General features: G+C 59.8%; 15 protein-coding genes. 5 read left to right on the forward strand and 10 right to left on the reverse strand.

Annotation, left to right across the window (positions count from 1 at the left end; translation table 11 throughout):
- Complete coding sequence (locus D7S89_RS13105) at window positions 1-300, forward strand: hypothetical protein (protein ID WP_121278111.1); 300 nt, start codon at window positions 1-3, stop codon at window positions 298-300.
- A 636-nt stretch (window positions 301-936) separates the two neighbouring features.
- On the opposite strand, the gene D7S89_RS13110 is transcribed toward D7S89_RS13105, so the two are convergent.
- Window positions 937-2,553 (reverse strand): methyl-accepting chemotaxis protein, encoded by a 1,617-nt coding sequence (locus D7S89_RS13110; RefSeq protein ID WP_121278112.1) that lies wholly within the window; start codon window positions 2,551-2,553, stop codon window positions 937-939.
- Window positions 2,554-2,789: 236 nt separating this feature from the next.
- On the opposite strand from D7S89_RS13110, the gene D7S89_RS13115 reads away from it, so the two are divergent.
- The 3 genes from D7S89_RS13115 (at window position 2,790) to D7S89_RS13125 (ending at window position 4,570) form a co-directional block, all read left to right on the forward strand.
- Window positions 2,790-3,257, forward strand: a complete 468-nt coding sequence (locus tag D7S89_RS13115) for a PaaI family thioesterase (RefSeq protein ID WP_121278113.1) — start codon at window positions 2,790-2,792, stop codon at window positions 3,255-3,257.
- Window positions 3,258-3,341: 84 nt separating this feature from the next.
- The gene (locus D7S89_RS13120) at window positions 3,342-3,725 is read left to right on the forward strand and encodes a VOC family protein (protein ID WP_121278114.1); all 384 of its coding nucleotides are present in this window, start codon (window positions 3,342-3,344) and stop codon (window positions 3,723-3,725) included.
- Window positions 3,726-3,775: 50 nt separating this feature from the next.
- Window positions 3,776-4,570 (forward strand): alpha/beta fold hydrolase, encoded by a 795-nt coding sequence (locus D7S89_RS13125; RefSeq protein WP_121278115.1) that lies wholly within the window; start codon window positions 3,776-3,778, stop codon window positions 4,568-4,570.
- A gap of 38 nt (window positions 4,571-4,608) precedes the next feature.
- Here D7S89_RS13125 and D7S89_RS13130 read toward each other — a convergent pair whose 3' ends face one another.
- Entirely contained in the window at window positions 4,609-5,457 is an 849-nt protein-coding gene (locus D7S89_RS13130) for an ureidoglycolate lyase (RefSeq protein WP_121278116.1), read from the reverse strand.
- A 249-nt stretch (window positions 5,458-5,706) separates the two neighbouring features.
- Between D7S89_RS13130 and D7S89_RS13135 the strand changes: the two genes are divergently transcribed.
- The gene (locus D7S89_RS13135; protein ID WP_121278326.1) at window positions 5,707-6,249 is read left to right on the forward strand and encodes a hypothetical protein; all 543 of its coding nucleotides are present in this window, start codon (window positions 5,707-5,709) and stop codon (window positions 6,247-6,249) included.
- Here the strand turns inward: D7S89_RS13135 and D7S89_RS13140 are convergent.
- The 8 genes from D7S89_RS13140 to D7S89_RS13175 all read right to left on the reverse strand — a co-directional run bounded on the left by D7S89_RS13140 (window position 6,246) and on the right by D7S89_RS13175 (window position 19,974).
- The gene (locus tag D7S89_RS13140; protein ID WP_121278327.1) at window positions 6,246-8,690 is read right to left on the reverse strand and encodes a GNAT family N-acetyltransferase; all 2,445 of its coding nucleotides are present in this window, start codon (window positions 8,688-8,690) and stop codon (window positions 6,246-6,248) included. The genes D7S89_RS13135 and D7S89_RS13140 overlap by 4 nt on opposite strands.
- Before the next feature lie 473 nt (window positions 8,691-9,163).
- Window positions 9,164-10,888, reverse strand: a complete 1,725-nt coding sequence (locus tag D7S89_RS13145; RefSeq protein ID WP_121278117.1) for a TnsD family Tn7-like transposition protein — start codon at window positions 10,886-10,888, stop codon at window positions 9,164-9,166.
- Window positions 10,889-11,069: 181 nt separating this feature from the next.
- On the reverse strand, window positions 11,070-12,707 hold the full coding sequence (locus tag D7S89_RS13150) for an ATP-binding protein (protein ID WP_121278118.1): 1,638 nt from the start codon (window positions 12,705-12,707) through the stop codon (window positions 11,070-11,072).
- A 2-nt stretch (window positions 12,708-12,709) separates the two neighbouring features.
- Entirely contained in the window at window positions 12,710-14,806 is a 2,097-nt protein-coding gene (locus tag D7S89_RS13155) for a Mu transposase C-terminal domain-containing protein (RefSeq protein WP_220702147.1), read from the reverse strand.
- 33 nt (window positions 14,807-14,839) lie between these two features.
- Window positions 14,840-15,748: a TnsA endonuclease N-terminal domain-containing protein gene (locus D7S89_RS13160; protein ID WP_121278120.1), complete on the reverse strand. Its 909-nt coding sequence runs from the start codon at window positions 15,746-15,748 to the stop codon at window positions 14,840-14,842.
- 586 nt (window positions 15,749-16,334) lie between these two features.
- Complete coding sequence (locus D7S89_RS13165; protein WP_147426648.1) at window positions 16,335-16,721, reverse strand: DUF7079 family protein; 387 nt, start codon at window positions 16,719-16,721, stop codon at window positions 16,335-16,337.
- A 117-nt stretch (window positions 16,722-16,838) separates the two neighbouring features.
- Window positions 16,839-18,260, reverse strand: a complete 1,422-nt coding sequence (locus D7S89_RS13170) for a UvrD-helicase domain-containing protein (protein ID WP_121278122.1) — start codon at window positions 18,258-18,260, stop codon at window positions 16,839-16,841.
- The gene (locus D7S89_RS13175) at window positions 18,247-19,974 is read right to left on the reverse strand and encodes an ATP-dependent nuclease (RefSeq protein WP_121278123.1); all 1,728 of its coding nucleotides are present in this window, start codon (window positions 19,972-19,974) and stop codon (window positions 18,247-18,249) included. Before D7S89_RS13175 ends, D7S89_RS13170 begins: the two co-directional genes overlap by 14 nt.
- Window positions 19,975-20,412: the final 438 nt, after the last annotated feature.

Raw genomic sequence — 20,412 nt, forward strand, 5'->3', positions numbered from 1 at the left:
ATGATTCATTTGCCATTATCACTGGCTGGTGTCGTCTACACCGCGCTGAAGGACATCAAGGCCAAGTACTTCGACTGGAAGGAAGAAGACAAGATCGTTGACGTTGAATGGCTCGAACGCAAAGACATTAAAGCCGAACTTCTGGCGCAGGGTTTCGAGCTAAAGCGGTGCAGCCGCAACCGTCTTGATGTGCGGGTAGAGGAAGGATGGGAGGAGGTATGCGAGCCTGACGAGAAGAACAAGGTAATTAAGCGGCTTGTGTTCAGAGACGGTGGCGTGCTTATCCGGCGAAAGCTGTAGCTCGGTGTATTAGACACACGATCAGGTATAGCGCGGATGTGGACGAGTACCGTTTTCGAGGGAATTTGAACTACTTGGAACAGAGAGATATTCGGGGCGTCGGCGGTCGAAGGGCCGGTTAATGGGCTAGGGAAGTTGTTCGACTGTCCGGCTCCGCGACACCCCAAACGGCGCTTCCTGGCCGATCTCGGAAGTTCGTCGTCACCGGGCAACCATTGCCGGATGTCTTAGCTGCGGGGTAGGTGCCCTCATTGGCTTAGCGGCCCATTGCTAAGGATGGAATCCCGCCAACGCTAGCTGCGTCACCAATTGGCTACCTTGCAGACGCAGACGGATGAACGCATTCATCGCCCCGCAAAACCTGCTGCAATGAGAATTGCTGGCTACGACTATTATCAAAACGCCATGGCAGAACGCATCAACAGCATCCCGAGGACCGAACGCCCCTTGCCTCACTCCGCCGACCTACAGCGGGCCGCCCGTATGGTGGTTTGGGAATCCATACACATCGATAGCCGAGAGCACCCGCCTCAAGCCCTGAAATAGAAAACGCCCGATGAGGTTCTCATCGGGCGTCTGTTGCCGTAGGCCATTAGACCCGGACAGGCAGAGAAACCTGCCAACCCAGCCCAGCCGTCAATAAGCCTCGACAGCCCCCCCAGTCATAGCCGCGTGCGCGGCCGCGGCAAAACGCGCTTCGCCAATGACAGCCTGCGAAATTTCGAAGACCGACACGGCCTCCTTCAGCTGGCGCGTCTGATCGTGCAGCGACGATGCGGCCGCCGCGGCTTCCTCGACGAGCGCCGCGTTCTGCTGCGTCATGCGGTCCATCTGCACGACGGCCGTATTGACCTGCTCGATGCCGGTACTCTGCTCGAGCGACGACGCGCTGATCTCGGCCATCATCTGCGTCACGCGCGCGATCGAGTTCGACACCTTCTCCATCGTCTCGCCCGCGCGCTCGACGAGCTCCGAGCCACCTTCGATCTGCGCGACCGATTCGTTGATCAGCGCCTTGATTTCCTTGGCCGACTGCGCGCTGCGCTGCGCGAGGCCGCGCACTTCGCCCGCCACCACGGCAAAACCGCGCCCCTGCTCGCCTGCCCGCGCCGCTTCGACGGCCGCATTCAACGCGAGAATGTTGGTCTGGAACGCGATGCCGTCGATGACCGAGATGATCTCGGCGATGCGATCGGAGCTTTGCGCAATGCTGCGCATCTTCTGCACGACGCTGTCGACAACGCTCGTCCCTTCCGCCGTCGATTGCAGCGCGTCTTCGGCCAGCGAGCTCGCCTCGCGCGCGTGATCGGCGTTCTGACGCACGGTCGCCGTCAGCTCCTCCATACTCGACGCCGTTTCCTCGAGCGAGGCAGCCTGGCTCTCGGTGCGGGCGGACAGGTCGGCGTTGCCGGTCGCGATCTCGTCGGCGCCCGTGTGGATCGAGTCCGCAGCATCGCGCACGGTTTTCACCGTTTGTGCAACGCTGGCCTGCATCATCGCGAGGCCGTCGAACAGGCGGCCGATCTCGTTGGTCCCGCGCGAAGCGATCCGCTCGACGAGCTTGCCGCGTGCGATGCGGTCGAAGTGACGCCCAGCCTCTTCGAGCGGCGCGACCACGCCGCGCTTGAGTGCGAGATACACCAGGGCCGTGCCGATAACGAGCGCGACGAGAATCGCCAGGCTCACACCGTCGAACAACGAGAGGCGACCGTCGATCGAGTCGATCGAGGCGCGGCTTTGCGCGTCGCCGAATTGCGCGAAGCCGTGCTGCTCGGCAAGGTACGCATCCTGGAGCGACTGCGTCGGCTGATCGAGAAACGCCTGAACGTTGTTCGTATCGAGATCCTGCACGAGCTCGCCGAGCGCCGTGTGCAGCGTCTGGTACTTGTCCGTCAGCGCGGTCGCGCGGCTACGGTTTTCATCGCTGATCTTGGGCGCCGCGGTAAAACGTGCGAACGACTTGTCGGCCAATACGAGCTGCTCGCGCGCATGCTGCACGATATCAGTCGGCTCGGTGCCGCCGCGCACCATGCGCGTGCCGGCTCGCGACAGATTGATCCGGGCGTCCATCAAATGCTGCGTGGTTTCGTTGACGGCATCGACCTGCGTGAGGGCGACGTTGGCGAGTTCGCCGACGTCGTGATGTGTGCTGGTCAACGACCAGAAACCGAGCCCGCCCGTGATGAGCTGAAGCAAACAGAACGCGGCCAATACTGACAGGAGGCCGGAAGCGAGCTTGATCTTGCTGAACATCAAAACACCTGAAAGACGAGAAGGGCAGAAAAAACGGGCGCAGGGCCGCTAGTAAGGGTTAACGGCAGGAAAAACGTTTGCTTGAAGTCAATTTTGTGAAATTTAGTAGGGCCATAGCTCGCACTCGGTGCAATGGCAGGCGGGCCGACGAAGTGCTCGAGCCCCCTTGCACGGCCCGCGAACGGTTTCTAGAGTGGAACGGACACCACACGGGGCTCAGCCCTGAAGGGACTACGATGACCGATTTCTTCGACCTCGCACGCGGCGCGCTGCACGCCCAGCCTTTCAGCGTGCTGCTCGGCACCGAGCTCATGCAGATCGGCGAGCGCGAAATCACGCTGCGCCTGCCGATCCGCGACGAGTTGCGCCAGCAGCATGGCTTCGTGCACGGCGGCGTGATCAGCTATCTGGCCGACAACGCGCTCACGTTCGCAGGCGCCATCGCGCTCGGGCCGCGCGTCGTCACCGGCGAGTACAAGATCAACTATCTACGCCCGGCCGTGCGCGGCGTGCTGCTCGCGCGCGCCGAGCTCGTTTACGCGGGCCGGGGCCACGCGACGTGCCAATGCCGCATATGGGTGGTCGACGGCGAGAAAGAAACGCTGGTGGCTGTCGCTCAGGGTACGATCAACCGAATCGGGGATGGTACAAATGGTACGCTGGCGTCGGCCGACCACCATACGGATACCGGCGACCATGGCTGATGGCCCGTCTTTCGCACGTTGAAAGCCGATTGAGCCATTTCTATCCATCAGACAATTTAAATTGAACGCGCGAAGGGGACGTAGATGATCGACCATACCGGCGTATCGGTCAGCAACTTCGACAAGAGCAAGCGCTTTTACGAAGCGACGCTCGAAGCAATCGGATACGCCAAGCTCAAGGAGTTCGGCCCCGAAATCACGGGCCACACGAGCGTCGCCGGCTTCGGCGCAAACGGCGTGACCGATTTCTGGATCAGCGAAGGCACGCCGAACGAGCCGCCCGTGCACATCGCGTTTCGCGTCGACAGCCGCGAGCAGGTCGATGCATTCCACCGCGCCGGCCTCGCAGCAGGCGGCAAGGACAACGGCGCACCTGGCCTGCGCCCGCACTATCACGCGAACTACTACGGCGCGTTTCTCCTCGATCCGGACGGCCACAACATCGAAGCCGTCTGCCACAAGGGCTGACGTCGCACGCCAGCACGCATAGCTCACGCCGGCGAACCGGTAGTAAACGAATGAACCACATCACGATTGCCGATGGAACGGTTGCCTATACGACGATCGCGGGCGATGCGTCGCTGCCGCATCTGATCTTCCTGCACGAGGGCCTCGGCAGCACCGCCATGTGGGGGCACTTCCCGCAGCGCCTGTGCGCGGCCACGTCGTGCCCGGGGCTTGTCTATGACCGCCTCGGCTACGGCAAGTCGAGTGCGGCGCCGCTCCCTTGGGGCACGCGCTATTTGCATACGGCCGCGTTGCGCGACTTGCCGCAAGTGATCGAGCAGACGCTGCCGGCCGACGCGCCGTACATCCTGTTCGGCCATTCCGACGGCGGCAGCATCGCGCTGATCCACGGCGCCACGCGGCCGCCACGGTTGCGCGGCCTCATCACCGAGGCCGCGCACGTGTTCGTCGAAGACATCACGCTCGCCGGCATTCGCGATGCCGTCGTTGCTTACGAGGCGGGCAAGCTCGCGGGCCTGGCGCGCTATCACGGAGACAAGACGGAGAGCGTGTTTCGCGGATGGTCCGATACCTGGCTCGACCCGGCCTTCGCCGCCTGGAACATCGAGGCGTTGCTGCCGCAGATCGAGGCGCCGCTGCTCGTCATGCAAGGGCACGACGATCAATACGGCACGCCACGTCAGGTCCGTTCGATCGCGAGTCATGCGCACGGCCCCGCGCGCGAGACGTTGCTGGCCGATTGCGGCCACACCCCGCACAAGGAGCAGGCCGACGCCGTGCTCGCGCTGGCCGAAGACTTCATCCGCTCGATGACCGCAGCCACGGCTCGCCAAAGCGGCTCATGAGTGCATGAGCGCATGGATCGAAGCCATACAGGCTGCTTTCAATCGGCCGGGCATGCCCGCTGCAACTGTTCGCCCAGCCCCGTGACCCCGAGCCGCATCGTCTGCCCGGGTCGCAGATAGATAGGCGTGGGCTTCACGCCCATGCCGACGCCGGGCGGCGTGCCCGTCGTGATGACATCCCCCGGATACAGCGTCATGCAGCGCGACAGATACGCGACGAGCTGGGCCACGCCGAAGATCATCGTGCGCGTGTTGCCGCTCTGGTAACGGCGATCGTCCACTTCGAGCCACAAGTCGAGTTGCTGCGGGTCCGCAATCTCGTCGCGCGTGACGAGCCACGGCCCCAACGGCGCGAACGTATCGAAGCCCTTGCCCTTGTCCCACTGCCCGCCGCGCTCGAGTTGCCATTCGCGCTCGGAGACGTCGTTGACGATGCAGTAGCCGGCCACGTAGTCGAGCGCGCGCGCTTCGTCGATGTCCTTGCACGCACGACCGATCACGACGCCGAGCTCGACCTCCCAATCGGTCTTCGTCGAGCCGCGCGGAATGATCACATCGTCGTTGGGACCGCAGACGGCGCTCGTCCACTTGCAGAAGACCACGGGCTCCTTAGGTATCGGCATGCCCGCTTCGGCCGCGTGATCGGCATAGTTGAGCCCGATGCCGATCAGCTTGCCGATCCGTCCCACGCACGGGCCGATGCGCGGATTACCGCCGACGGCGGGCAGCGCCGCGGGATCGACCTCACGCAGCCGCGCGAGGCCGGCATCGCTGAGCACGGCGTCGGCAATATCGGGCACGATGCCCGACAGATCGCGAATCGCGCCTTGGCTGTCGAGCAGCCCTGGCTTTTCCTGGCCCCTCGGGCCGTAGCGAAGCAATTTCATCGTGTCGCCCCTCCTCATCACGTTGGCAAAGCATTCGCGAGTCTTTGTATCACCGGCGCGGGGCCGACAGGAATAGCTTGCGCGGCATACCGACTATTGCAGCGCGCGCAACACGGACGTGCGACGTGTGACGCCCATGCGACGCACGCCACAAATCTGGATCGGCACCCCCGGATGGCGCTAGAATGGCGGCCCTTCAAAAAACCGCGCGCGCCGTTCCCTCCCGCGCGGGCACCGTCGATCGATCTCATGGCCAAACTTCTGACCGATACCGAATTCCAACGCTTTTCCGAACTCCAGCAAAAGCAGGCAAGCTTCACGATCACGACCGAGGAAGCCGACGAACTGCGCGGCATCGTCGAGCGCGCGCAGCAAAAGCGCGACGACCGCTCCGCGGCCATGCAAGCGATCGAAGCCTATATCGGTCAATTCGACATCACGCCCGACGAGCTGTTCTCGCCTGAACAAATCGGCGAAGCCGCACGCACGTATGGCCTCATCGCCAATACGAAAAAGGAACGCGCGCTGCCGCCGGCCCTCACGTTCAACGGCAAGCCCTACCAATGGACGCGCACGCTGCCCGACGAAGTGCGCGTGCCGCTGTTCGACGCCTTCAAGGCCGGCGAATCGATCAAGAGCTTCCTGTCGACGCCGAAGGACGCCGTCCGCTGCGTCGCGACGATTGCGCGCCTCGAACGCGAAACCGGTGGCGTCTATGCCGAGGCGTGGCTCGCCGAGCTGTCGGTCACGCGTGAGCAGGTCGACGAGGCCTTGGCGAAACTGGCTGCTTAAGCCGGCGCCCGCTCCCTGCCGTCCACGTCCAGTGCAAGCTCCACCTGGACGACGGCAGGATCGTCCGACGGCCTGATCGCAAAACCACACGCTTTAGCCAGGCCCAGCATCGGCGCGTTCTCGCGCAGGACGAAGCCGACCAGCGAGCGTGTGCCGCGCGCGCGGGTGTAGCCCAGCATGCGCTGCATCAGCAGCTTGCCGAGCCCCTTGCCCTTTAGGTCCGAACGTACCACCATCGCGAACTCGGCGCGCTCGTTGTCGGGATCGGTGACGATGCGCGCGACGCCCAGCGTGCGCATCGCGCCACTCGCCTCGCCCGTCGTCGCAATCAGTGCCATTTCGCGGTCGTAGTCGATCTGTGTCATGCGCGCGAGCTGCGAGTGGTCGAAGCCGCTGACGGCCGCGAAAAACCGCATGCGTAGATCGTCCGCCGTCATCGCCGCGATGAAGGCGCTGTGCGCCGCCTCGTCTTCGGGGCGAATCGGCCGGATCGTGAGGGGCTCGCCGTGCCAGTCGATCGTCTGCTCGAGGCAGCGCGGATACGGCACGATCGCCAGCCGGCCGCGCGCTTGCGCGAGCCGCACGCGCGGCGCCACCAGCCACGCGCGCGTACGAGTGACGCGCAGCACGGCATCGAGCGCGACGATCTCCTCGATATCGCACACGGCCTCGGATAGCGCCGTCAAAGCATGCAGCGTCGGTTCGACTGCTGCGCGCCGCGCATAGGGCGAGTGTGCAACGATCTCGCGCGCCAGCACCGGGTTCAGCGGCGGGAAGCCATAGGTCGCGAACGGCGCTGCGATGCCGTCGTGCGATGGGGCCGTGAAGCGGAACACGGGGCCGAATTGTGCATCGTCACGTAGCTCGATCTTGACGTCGACGATCGTTTCGTCGGCGTCGGCGTCTGCGTGGCCATCCTCGTCGAGCGCGGTAGCGGTAGCCATATCGCTCACCGCCTTTTCACCCGCCCCCGATACGAGCACGTCGAGCCCAAAGTGGACGAGCAACGCTGCAGCGGCTTCGCCGGCGAGTTCGACCTGCCCCGCCGCCAACGCCGCGCGCGCCTGTGCCTGCGCCGCTTCGATCGACGCCGGCACCTGTTCCGGCAAACCTGGCGGCGTCTGCATCAACAGCTCACGGCCGAGCCGGTAGTCGACCAGACGTGCGAACGCGCGCGCCAGTCGATGCGGCGTACTGTGTACCGCAATGCCGTGCGCACGCAGCGCATCGCGCGTGGAATCGTCTACCCCACCGAAAAAGCACGCGAGCAGGCCGCGATAGGCGAAGCGCTGCCGTTCGATCAGCATCCGCGCGACCTCGGCCACCGGTGCGCTGTGCGTAGGTGCATGCACGACAAACGCCGTACCCGTCTCGCGATGCGGCGCAAGCGCCTCGAGCGCACGGCCGAACTGCTCGGGCGTGGCATCGCCGCCCAACAGCAGCGGGTTGCCGGGTGCCACGTGCGGCAACGCGACGCGCAATGCGCGTGCCGCCTCATCGGACCATTGCGCGAGACCGTGCCCCGCGGCGGAAAAGGCGTCGGCCGCCAGCGTGCCGACGCCGCGATCGCTGGTAATCAGCGTCGCCGTCGAGCTGGCCGCGATGCGCCCCACACCCAGCGTCTCGATCTCGTCGAGCAGATCGTCGAGCGCGTCGACGCGCACCATGCCCGCTCGCCGAAACGCGGCTGCATACAGCGCATCGGCGGGATCATGATGGCCCGTGCGCAGCACGAGTACGGGCTTGTTACGCGCCGCGGCCCGTGCCGCCGACATGAACTTGCGCGCGGCGCGCACGGCCGACAATTCGAGCAGGATCGCGCGCGTGCGTCCGTCGCTCGCGAGGTAATCGAGGACGTCGCCGGCGTCGACGTCGGCTTCGTCGCCGAGCGCGATCGCATGCGAAAAGCCCAGACCGCGAGCATGTGCCCAGCCAAGCACCGCATTGGTCAGCGCATTCGACTGTGACACCCACGCCACGCCACCCTCCTTGACCATGCAAGAAGGCGCGCCGAATTGCGCCTTCAGCGCCGGCGTGACGACGCCGAGACTGCCGGGTCCGAGGATACGTAGCAGATAGGGGCGCGCCGCGGCGAGTGCCTGCGCGAGTGCGCGCGCGGCGCCGTCGCCGCGCGCATCACCGACGAGAATGGCCGAGCGCGTGCCCAGCTTGCCGAGCTTCGCGATGATGTCGGGCCACGTCGCGCTCGGCGTGCAGACGAGTGCGACGCTCGGCGCTTCGAGCAGATCGCCGACATCGGCGAACACGGCTCGGCCGTCGAGCTCAGCGTACTTGGGATTGACGGGCCACGCGGGACCGTCGAAGCCGCCGGCCAGCACGCGCGCCCACACCATCGCGCCGATGCGGCGCGAACGCGGCGAGGCGCCGATCACGGCGACTGACTTCGGCTGGAACAGCGCGTCGAGATTGCGAACGGTCATGGTCGTCCTCGAGAAACGAAGGCTGTGCGCATGCGCGTTCGGCATGAGTCGCCGCCGCGCGTCGAAAGCATAGTTCATTTGCTTTCGACACGCGTTTCCGCCAGCCGCTGCGGCCAGCAGCCCGAGTCACTCGCAGATGACGCGCTCTATCGGACTTGAGCGACCACCCTGTGGCGTTACAAAAAAGTCTTCCGGTGGACCGCCGATAAATGCTTGATTGCTCATGGGCCGGGCCTCGCTGCGAGCGCGGGAAGTTTTCAGTTGCGGCAGGTCCCGGCGGTCAGACCGTCGGAAAACGTACCAAGAAAGTTTTCAGTTACGGGCGGCCCGTAACCGGGTATCTATCCTCACCACTGCGGTCGTCAGTTCGTGGAGAGAAGTGCCTACCGAGGTGGGCACCCACGCCGACTCGTAAGTAGAAAAAATACGACGCGTCATCGAGGCCCACGAGGCCTCCCGACCAGAACACCGCCTCAACGTCTCCCTTCGTTGACAAGTGTGTCAACGAATTCAATCACCTCGGGCAAAGAAACCCGCGCTGTGTGCCGAAGTCTCCATGCGGTGAGCGGAATTGCTGCCGGCCAGTTCGCGTGTACCCATTTCACCCTACGGAACTGAATAGCCTCCACAGTTTCGACCAGTTCGGGCAGCAAAACAGCAGTCTTCGGAAGCTTTTCTTTCGCAAGCCGGATGCTCAAGGAACGGGCACCAATAAGATGCTTGATAGCGGCTCTCGTCACTCGCTGCGGCGGCTCGTAAGCCGCAATCTTCGCCGCTGCCTGACGTACCTGCTCGCTAAGCCTTTCATCACGCGCAGCCCAGTCAACCCGCCCTTTTTCGCTACGCGTTCTCCCTCTTGAGATACGGGCAACAAATTTCGAACGCATCTTTTGCGCCAGTTGACTCGTTCCGTTGTGACTACGACGCCCACCGGGCCCCGACAGCATCCGGCGAACAATCTTGAAGTCAACGCCTAGCATCTTGGCGACGGTGGTATGCCGATACCCCTTCCCAACAAGTTCATGTACCTTCTTGACGAAAACGTCACCGTATTTTGTAACCCGCATTTTGACTGGCTGCCCAGCCGCGTCTACGTCATCCAGGCGGGCGGTGAACTCATACCCACATCCGCACAGGAACCGTCCCGCCCGATTTCCGAACTTGTGATGCCTGAGAATCGTATAGCTTGTTATCGTTGGGGTACCAAAATGGTCCGACGCGGGATTTTTGCAGAGCCATGGTCCACGGCAAATGGTCGTCCCTCTATCACAAGCGCTGTTCACCGATTCATCGAGAAAATGCATCGCCAATAGTCGGCGCAACGGATGAGGGCTCCCCTTCCGCGCCTTCACAATCTTTCTGAGCCAGTTATGCACGCATCCTTCCTCGATTTCGGAATGCAGAATTCTTAACAAATTATCGCCATAAAAATCTTTGAATTCCCTATCGAGCTTTAGACAATCAATCATATAACTGTTTTTCATAAATCCGGCCCGGTGCAACTTATCGAGAAACAAAACCTGCTGTTCATCCTGGCTTCTCGACGGCCGTCTTTGAAGCAAGGCAACGCCGAGTTCCGATATATTCAACAACAACGCTTGCTCGCGGCTTGTCAGTCCAATCAGATAGGGGCGCGTGGCCATACGTAAATTTGCGGCATGTTGCGCAGATGGGTATCCATCGACCGGCCGCGTTTCAATTTCCGTCTCCACGAGACCGACAGCGTGGCGGACGCAAAAATGCACACCTTGTAACTGATGGGAGCGACGCCAGTACGTCTCCCCTCGGACCGTGGCGTCTTCGTCGAGGCACGCTGGGCATGTACGCATATATTTCGGCATCGGGATTCCGGTAAACGCCAGTCCCAATCGCCCGAACACACTTCCCCGGGACGGTGCTTCAGCCCGCATCGCAACCGACAAGGCGCGCTGGCGCTCCGAGCCAATGAATGCCGTGTAGTAGGGAAATAGCGTCCTGTTCCATATAAGTTCATCCACTGTCTCTGAAATCAGGCCACCTACATGCTGCTTTAATCTCGTCAAATAGACGGGAAATTCAACGGCGACATGACGAACATTTTCACCATACACCTCTCGCAGCGTTTCTGCCCATGACCTGGACATGGTGTGTCGGTGATAGCGGCCAATCGCACTACATAGTAACTCGTCCTCGTGGAACGACGGAAAATAGCCAATCATTATAAAAACTCCTCAACGCAAATAATAGAGTTGGGGCTGTGTAACGTAGTGCCAATAGCGCGTCATATACGGTTGCGCCCGCGAATACGGCGGCACTCGCCAGAGGTGTCGGGCATCCGCGCTATACAAAAGCTAGCCGGAATGGCATTCGGGAATGCAAGTCAAAATCGGCCTCCTCGCCTCAAGCCGCAAGGAACGCGGACGGACCGCAAATCACTCCTGCCATGGCGAGTGCGTCGTATGCGCTCTCGTCACTGCCTCGCGTTGATGTAATGCGTCGCAAGTCTTCCAGCGGAAGATGGTCTATGTCCACCGCAGTCTTCTTCCGCTTCACCCCTGACGCTGGCCTGCCTCGCCGCTGTGACGCTACCTCTGACGTCGTCTCCGGAAGTTTGAAATCGCTCCCGGATGTGTCGAAAACCACGTTGGCAGCCAACTCCGCACTCGCCGCGTCCATCCCCGCATTCCTCATCAGTTGCACCATCTTCGCTCGGCGCAATTCGTTGTCATTCTCCATCGCACGACGCAAATCGATGACGTCAATCTTTTCCTGAAGGAGCAACTGCTCTCGCGCTAACTGTTGCTCGAAATCCAGAGGTCGCAGGTCATCGAACTCGGCGATACGCAGCATGTCTCCCGACTTCAATGCTTCCAGCATTGGCTTAAGCAGCTTGAACTCTTCGTCCGCCACTTGGTTCATCAATTCCGGAGTCACTGCTTCCACCTTGTTGGCCATCGCGCGGTACTGTGAGAGCATGTAGAGCTTCACGGCAAGGTCGACCACTCCCTGAGTACGCTCATAAAATACGTCGGCCACTTCCGACGTGAAATCGGTCTTGTTTTTCGTCCATTGATAGCGCCAGAGCGCTTTCATCAGAAAGTCCCACTCCGCGTCCCGCTCGAACCTGGGCCATACGAGTGCACCCATGCCGGCGCCGCGTCTTGCCTGACGAAAATCTACCTGCAGCAGGTGTTGCGCCGACATCGTGCCAACTAGGACAACTGGGGCCTCCGACAGGTTAACGAGGGTCACGAAAAAGTTGAGCATTTTCACGATACCTTGCTCGCCAGCAGGACGAATGTGCTGAAGCTCGTCGAAAACAATGAGGCCAATGTTGTACAGACGAGCAATCTGAGCGACCTCGAGCAACCGTTGTTCGGTCGTTACGCCCTTGCCTCCGAAGCGCGTTGCATAGTCGGTGTCCACCAGCACCTTGTCTACCTTCTTGAAGAACGATAGGCAAAGTTGCTTCACGCTACCATCGTGAGGACACTCCACGATAATCCATGGAATCTGATACACCCCATGCTTCGGGTGCCAGATGACTTGCGGGTAGCGCGCGAGACTTCGACTCAGGGACCGGGTCTTGCCCATTCCCGAAACGCCGATGAGCGACATAGACATCGAGGGTGCAGGGCTCGCAAGAAGGCTCCCATCGAAGGCTTCGCCTTGGCTCATTCGATAGATATGCTGCATGCGCGCAAGTAGTTCCGGCGTTTTGGGATTTCGTTTGCGATACCCAGCCCTCATCATCATATCGACACGCATGCCGATGTCGATGTGCCGCCCGAGCGGCTGGAAGAAATCGAATAGCCGAGAAATCATCTGACCGCGTTCGGCCGTGGGTCGGTCACGCTCCGACTCCGCATAAGGAGGATATTCCTGCAGCGTCAGAAGCAACTGTTTTTGTGTTGCCATTGCGGGTAACGCCTCAATAAAGGGGTTACCGGCGTACTCCGGAAGCGTTGCCGGGAGGTAACGAGCTTCAACAGCGGGGCAATTTGGCAGTGGCCCGGAGTTATAAGGGATTTCATTCATACCTATTCGTCGTCAGCAAGGTCAAAGATGGAGGGCATCGCATAGGTCGCTTTGGGCTGTGGCGCAATTGGCACAACATTGTCGGGTACAGTGGGGATGGGCTTTACAAAGGAAAAGCTCTCGGCCTCGCGTTGTTTTGTGCGCTCGCGTTCGCCGTTCTCCTTGATGTTGCCGGTTCGCTCGGCCTTGCTACGTCTGTCAGGTCCGGCACTCTTCTTCCGGGCTCTCGCCTGCTCGACGACGCGCGAAATTTCTTCTTCACGATTGATTTTTTCCTCGAGAACACCATGGGCTGCCGCCGCAACCGCCCGCTTCGACTGCTTCTGCATGGCGAGCAACTCCTGAAGCGACATGCCGCGTTGTTCCTCGTCCTTTGTAGCTAGACGGCAAACCTTGAAGAGCTTCCTATCCTTCGGGTCATGGAGGAGAATTTCGTCGAGGTTGCGAGGGTCGTACGAGACGTCAACCTTCCAGCTATCATCGCGACGCGCAGCGGAAAACCATCCCTTTTCGAGTGCGTATGCACACACATAGAGGCGCGAATGAAACTCGATGCCAGACGCCGTGACTGTGGCCCGTGCTGTGTGCATCAAAGCGAATCGCAAGGTGTCGGGGCTGTAAGTTCTCAACGCTCCGGAACGCTTTCTGACGCCCCATTTCCAGAGTTCATTTGGCGAGGCCACGACGCCATCACGGGACAACTCAACTGTCATCGGATAGCCATCAATGACAGACGCGTTGTGCTCAAGAACGGAATGGATAACCACTCGGATGAAGTCATCGAGAGTCAGCGTAGCGTCTAAGCGATAGTCATGACCTCCGCGCTCCAGGTAATCGACGTCGATATAGCCGTCGACAAACGGGGCGAACACCGCATGGAGAGACCGGAACTGTCGCTCGACGATACCCTTCCAATCCGCGCGATAAGGAGGAGCGTTCTCGACCGTAACGTGCAGTACATTCGATAACCGTTCCGCGAGCTTCGATTCAAGCTCGCCACGGTCTCCGAGGACGACACTGCTCAACGCCTCGCAAGGCCACTGCTCAGGTTCAATCTGGATGCCGTACTGTGCGCAAAACTCCACCTTGTTCGAGCCGGCGTTGAGCAACGCCATCAACGCCGCCGTCCAGGACGGCCTTTCGATACCAACGTAGATGCCAGCAATCATGCGGGACCAGACGTCGATGACCACGTAGAGCACCGGCCGCCCGATGATATTCCTTTGGTCCGCTTTCGAAACCAGATACACATCGGCGATGGTCGCATCTATCTGGTAGCGAAACCCCGGCCCGATAGCTTCGTCCGTGGAGTTGCCAAGGAGCGGGCGCAGCGTCTTTTCCCAGAATTTTTTCCCCTTCCGTGCAGTCACCTCCCGTTTAATGTCACGCCGCTTTCGATACCAGTAATCGAAGGTTCGATATGAGGGAATTTGGTCTACGTCGCGGAGAACGAGACGACGTCCGTCCTCTGCGATGTGGTCAGAGTAGAACTTGCGCAGCATAGTGCGCCACGCGCCCCGCAACTTCGCCTTCGGGTTGCCCAAGAAGTAATTCTTGATTGCGACTTCGAATATCTTCTTGGTTGCCTCATCGGCATTCATTCCCATTCCGGGACTAATGGACCGAGAGCGTCCACGCTTCGGGGCGCCGGCAGCCTTATCCTTACCCGCGCCGCCACATTTGTCCCAATCGCCAAGCAAAGCGTTGCGGGTCATGCCGCGCTTCCAGTAGTTCAGCAACCAGTTGCGTACAGTGTCCGGGTGGACTTCATGCTCCTCCGCCGCACTCGCAATCAACTTTGCGCGAGTGTCGGATACATAGACCGCTGGCTCGTCGCCAACCAGAGGATAGATGCACGACCAAGCTCGGTCGCGACGGTTGCGGGACGATTGGCTAAGCGCCTCTTCCACTGGTAGACGGATAAACGGGTCGTCGACGACTATCTCGAGGTGCCCCTCCTCCCGAAGTTGCTCCCACGCCGACCGTTTAACCCATTGCGGCACGCCCAGCTTGGCATCGACATCGATTGCGACGAGCGCATCAGCCGACGGCGAGACCCAGAGCACTCGCATTCGGGTGCCGGTTTCGACTAGGTTCACCAACTCATTTCGTAGAAACGTCATGAGTCCGCCTTATGCCGCGTTTCGCGCCTGGTCTGCATTACGCGATTCGGTCATCAATTCACGAAAGACGGCTTCATCGAGTTCGAGCGCGCCGACATCCGCCTGCCAGAGTTTTTTCTGCACCGAGGTGGTCACGACGCGGCGCGCGAGAAGATGTCGCGCGACCATCAGGTGCGTTCCATCCATACAATTGCTTTCCGCGTCTAGATGAGTGCATGCGGTGCTGAGCGGCAATGAGCGGTGAGCGTTGGACTTGACCGCCGAGGCAAACCTGAATTTCGCATCGTCGAGAAAACCATGCCGAGGCTCGTGGACGCCGGTCAGGTCCCAGCAACCGTGCATCCAGTCGAGCGCCTCGACTCGCTCCATGTCCAATTGTCGCTCGGTGCTGATGTACCACTCGACGTCGCCCTGGGCCTCCCAGTATCGCCGCTCAATTTCGAGCTTCTCTACAACACGGGGGTCGTTGAGTTTCTCTGCGGGCTTGATAGCCCATGCGACGAGCCGTCTAGCGAGTCCGCTCCCAAGTACACACAGGAAATCGGTCGTCATGACCTGCATATCCGTTGTACCCGGCTCGCACGGATGGGGAATACCGGCTTCCTCGGCGATGGCCAGCGTCCGCTCAAAATCGAGCGGAAACTGCTCACGGATATCGGTCACCTCGTCTGCCCAGTCGAGCAGCAGGAAGTGACGGTATTCGATATCAGAGAGAAGATGGTGAACCCGCTTTGTGGTCCATCCAAAGGACCGGTGAGCGCGACCGTCGCTCGGGACATCCTGGACCGTCAGCCAAGGTTTGTAGGTCGCGCTCGCGCCTTGCCCTCGTCCCTCCTTGATGTACCTGTTGCGTTTCTTTTCATCGATTGAATATCTGCGCTTGGCCATCAGACCGCCCCCCGCGAGGAGGAGTGCCATGCGCCGTATGCTGCCGCGACAATGCACCGCGAACCGGTCAAACGATTGACAACTACTTTAAGCACGAGTGTTCCCCAGCCGCCTCGTTGAGAGAACGGCACCTATCTTTTTTGAAATTGGACTAGGACGGGCATTACAGCTTGCCCGTGAGGTCGGGTACGGAGAGTTGGCTGGGGTATAAGGCAGATTGCTCTGCAAGTATCTTCGTGTTCTTTCGGGCAGCGGTCCCGTTCGCTGGCATTTCTTCCAGCACGTTCACGAAGTCAATGACCTCTTTTATACATTACCACGGACTGCCAACTTTTCACAAGCTAACAAAGACGCGCGTTTAAAAAACTTTATCGAACTGGGGAGAATCAGTTCTTTTTAGCTCGTCGATGGATTTCCTCGTGGCATTCTGTATGGCTATGAAGTTGACGATAGCGACAGTGATTAGTCACGACTGCGCAGGCGGCACCGCTTACAACCGGACATCCACGGTACGCAAGGTCGCCTCGCAATGTGCTCTCACGAATGGGTCCGAGGTTGGAAATCCGCCAACGATGGTGGCGGAAGCCCGTATTCGGCGATTCGACTGGCTGCGTCATCACGAATGCCGGACGACACGCAACTCACTCTCCAGCTTCTGCCACATCTCACTACACAGCAATCTACAAATAAGACACCACAGGCAGTTGCCGACACGATAGACCCAGGAACGGTGGCGACGCACCAGCATTTCGCATATTTTTTTAACGACCTTGTCGCTGTCGAAACCGGTCCATACCTCAGGCGCCGGCGTCATGCCATTCGATGCGAGTGCAGGCGCTACTTCCCCGAAGAAAGCTTCTCGCAGCAGAGGAAGCGACATGGTGGGGCAATTCCGTGCGAGCGACACAGCGACATCGCGGTAGTCAATTTCGTTGTCGACGAAGACATCAGACATAGCAATCCAGCAATTTTGCCGTTCTAAAGTGCTTCCGGAATCTGCCATTTCATGAGTTCCAAAAATTCCACTTGGTACAAGCTATCCGGCCTCAGCGATACCACAGGCCTACGACTGTGGCACCCCGAAGACTACGTCCCTGCCCAAGCGCACATTGAAGCGAGTTCAGTTGAAATGGATGACCTGGTCGGGAGCAAGTACACGAAGCCTGCGCGTCGCCCTAGTGAGAGCGACGTACCATTCGAAGCGTGTGGTGCATGCTTGTGGGGTGACTACCGCATAGTCAAACTCCAAGCCTTTAACCAGTAAAGTGCTTCCGACGGAGCGGTTCCGCACGACCCGGCCTTTCTGGCGCTTCTGATTGGCTATTTTCCAGCAAGCGTCTTCAATATCGAGCGAGGGGTCAGCACCTACCAGCCGTAGGGTTGCCTTCACGGAGTTGACCAAATCCGGCCGTACCGTCCGAACGCCTGTTTCTCGTTCTATCGACTCCAAGGCATCGAGCACAGTGGTCCATGTGGACCTCTGCGCGACAGCACACAACGACAGCTCTGCTTCTGTGGGTGGCTTCGATACGCGTCCCGGCCGCTCCAAGATACTGTCGACACGTTTTAATTTTTGAGCGGCGTTCAAACCGACATACCCGCTGCCCGCCAGGTCAAGGAGGGCTCGAACGCGTTCGATGCCTTCTTTCGAAGCAAGAGCCGAGTAAAATCCTATCTCGCAAGCTCCGGCTACCGGTTCGATGGTAGTTCCTTGGATACGCTTGGCCAGTTCGGCGCGACGTGCGACTCGGGTGCTCGAATCGATTACCGCGAGAACCTCACCGGCATTTTGCCCTTTCATCCAACAGTGCCTTGCCAAAGCACTCACCGGCTCCTCATCGGCGCATTTCACCCATTCGACAGTCGATGGTGAAGAGCGCAGGTCCAACACGCCGCTCGAAATGGACTCACGCACACTTGTCAGCAGCCAGCGACCTAGCGCCTGGTTCTTCGCCGCGTTCCATCGATGAGGTTCGCTCAGCTTACCGCGCAAAGGGAACACTGATAAGGCGGTCGCCGCCCAATCAACCGGGGCGTCCTCCTTCGAAAACTGAAATATCGCTTGATACGGGTCACCGAAAACGTAGCAACGTAGCCTTCTGCCAAGTGCGCGTGCGAGGGCGTGCTGGGATGCAGAACAGTCCTGATACTCGTCTATCAGAACGCCATCGTAGGACGCGGTCAGTATGCTTTCGACTGCTCCCGATTCCACAAGCTTGGCGGCTGCACTGTGAATCGCTGGCCAACTGTCCGCCCGTATTGCTGTGGCAACCGGCAGCCCCGAGGCCCTTGGGTATGCGCTCGCCCAACGATGGGACCACGCGGCAATAGTGTCGACTTGCACTTTACTTGCTGCGACATCCAGCTTTGCAAGCCGGCGTCGGATTGCGTCGCGCCCTGCGATGGTGTGCGTCAAGACAAGCCACCGGCCGTGCATATAGCCGGCAATTCGAGCGATTTGCTCGGTCTTCCCTGTTCCGGCGGGCGCTTCAATGGCACCGAGTCGAGACGCTACCATAGTTTTGACACTAGCTTCGAGCATCGTCGTCAATCCACTTGTTGACCCGCTGAAGCAGCGCCACACATGAGCCCGTGCCACTGGCGAGCGCCTCCGAGAGAATCTGCTCGCCTATTGCGTAACAGAGGTCGTAGTGGTCTTTCATCCAGCGATGACAGTTTGCTTGCAACCCAATCTTCTTCGCTGGCTCGTCATTGTTGAGGTGCGCCGTCACGCTGTCCACATCCGAGAACGTCGTCTTGAACACGCTTCCAAGCTGGCCAAGTCCAGCTGCAGCGTCATAGCCATCATCGGATAAGACGAGGCGAAACAGGTCTCGACGCTGCGCGATGGGTAACCCGGAGAAAAGCTCGACTTCGGTACAGTTGCCGCCGCCCCACGCAAAGTGCGGCACTTGGAGGTCCCTCAGTGCTTTTATTGTGGCTGGAGCAGTCGGCTTGTCGCTGTCGGTCAGCACGGCCGTTCGGTACCCGAGACGGGCGAAATACAGCGCCACGTCGAAGACGGATGGGTCGCCACCACCGTCGACGAACACAACACCCAGACTATGAAAATCAATTGGCAACGTCGAGGAAAGCCCTTTCATTAAGGCGACCTCCGTTTGCCCCTCGCACACAAGAACGGTTTTTGCAAGAAATGCTTCCCCACGGTCTCGAACGAAGCGCCTAGCATTCTTCGACGATGTTGGTTCGCCATTGCATGTAAAGGCATTAACTACGCCATCAGCACGGTTTCGCCGACAAACGAATACCTCGTCAAACCGCAGGTCGCGCAGCACGGACGAGGAGTGGGTGGTAACGAAAACTTGCCCGGAGGTTTTCACTCTGGACCTAAGATGACTGATGAGTAAAGACGAACGATGTGGTTCCAGGCCGTACTCTAGTTCGTCTACCAGGAAGAAAAGGCGTGATGCCGAATTAGTGGCTTGCAGCGCAGCAACCGCGAGACGCGAGGAGCCTGTCCCCATACATCGAACCGGTATGTCGCCATCATGCAGAGCGACGCCGCTGGCACCCATGGAAATCTGGGCGTGGTCGAGATTCGCTGAAGGGCCGACGTCAAACAGAACACCCAGCTTCTTGATTTCAGGCTCGACGATATCGGTGAGTTCCTTAAATTCCTTCGCCCCTTCTTCTCCGAACGCTTGGCGAGCTTTTCTCGCGAGTTCGTTTAAGGTCGATGGAAGCTGCTCAGGATGGGAGCCCACTCGTTGCAACGCTGACCCCCGCCCCCAAGATAGGTGACGGTCGGCATACACGCCGAGTCGTGCCGGAGAAAGAAGCTTGCGGTCGTCGAAAGGTATCCGCTTGGTCTTGTCGTTACCCCCGTTTCTCCGAACAAGGATGTGCCAGTTGGGCTCCAGCGCGGAGTCAACCTCAAGGGCTACAGTAAGGACCGGGGTAATCCCGGCCGCCTCGTTTGGCTCCTCCTTCCACTTGCCGGTCGCCTCTTCCCATCCTGACAGCGTTAACCCGTAGCGGTCATCGCTCAAAAATTCGCGAGGTAAATCAGCGACGACAGCGATAATTCTCAGCCCCTTGGAAGGGTCGCCTTTGTAGAAGTCGAGGTCCCCGAACGTAGCCGTATGCCGCTCAGCAAAAACAAGGTCAATCGCATCGAGAATAGTCGTCTTTCCGCTGTCACCGGCCCCGATTAGGCAGTTGACCCCCCTCTTTGGCGCCCACTTCAGATAACCTATGCCCCGAAACCGCTCGATTCTTAGCTGTTTGATGTACACGGTGTCCTCGACTCAGTACCTCTGCCGCTTGCTTCCCTACATCGTACCGGTTTCGCTCCTCGATAAACCAACCGAGCGTGCTTCGCTAACTCAACGAAACCGTCAGGTCAGGTACTCAAGATGCAGAGTATACGTGTTGTGCAGGTGCGCTAGCCTATTCCTCAATCAGTTCAAATCCTCCATTGCAGAATTCATTACTTTCAGCGAGACAACAATACAGTGCGGCATCCAACTGTTCCGGTTCGCCTGAGACCTTGTCTCAGCTATTAGCTAGTTCCTCGCGTAAGACATCCGGCCCGGATGCGAAATTTTGTCGATACATCTTGTCCGCGAGCTCAACTGACGCACGGCAGACGTACAGTGCGTGCGCGCGTCGCGCTTCTGATATTTAGCCTTACAATAGCTCAAAATCCTAACATCACATGGACCGGGGCCAAC

The sequence above is a fragment of the Trinickia fusca genome (assembly GCF_003628145.1).
Lineage (GTDB): Bacteria > Pseudomonadota > Gammaproteobacteria > Burkholderiales > Burkholderiaceae > Trinickia > Trinickia fusca.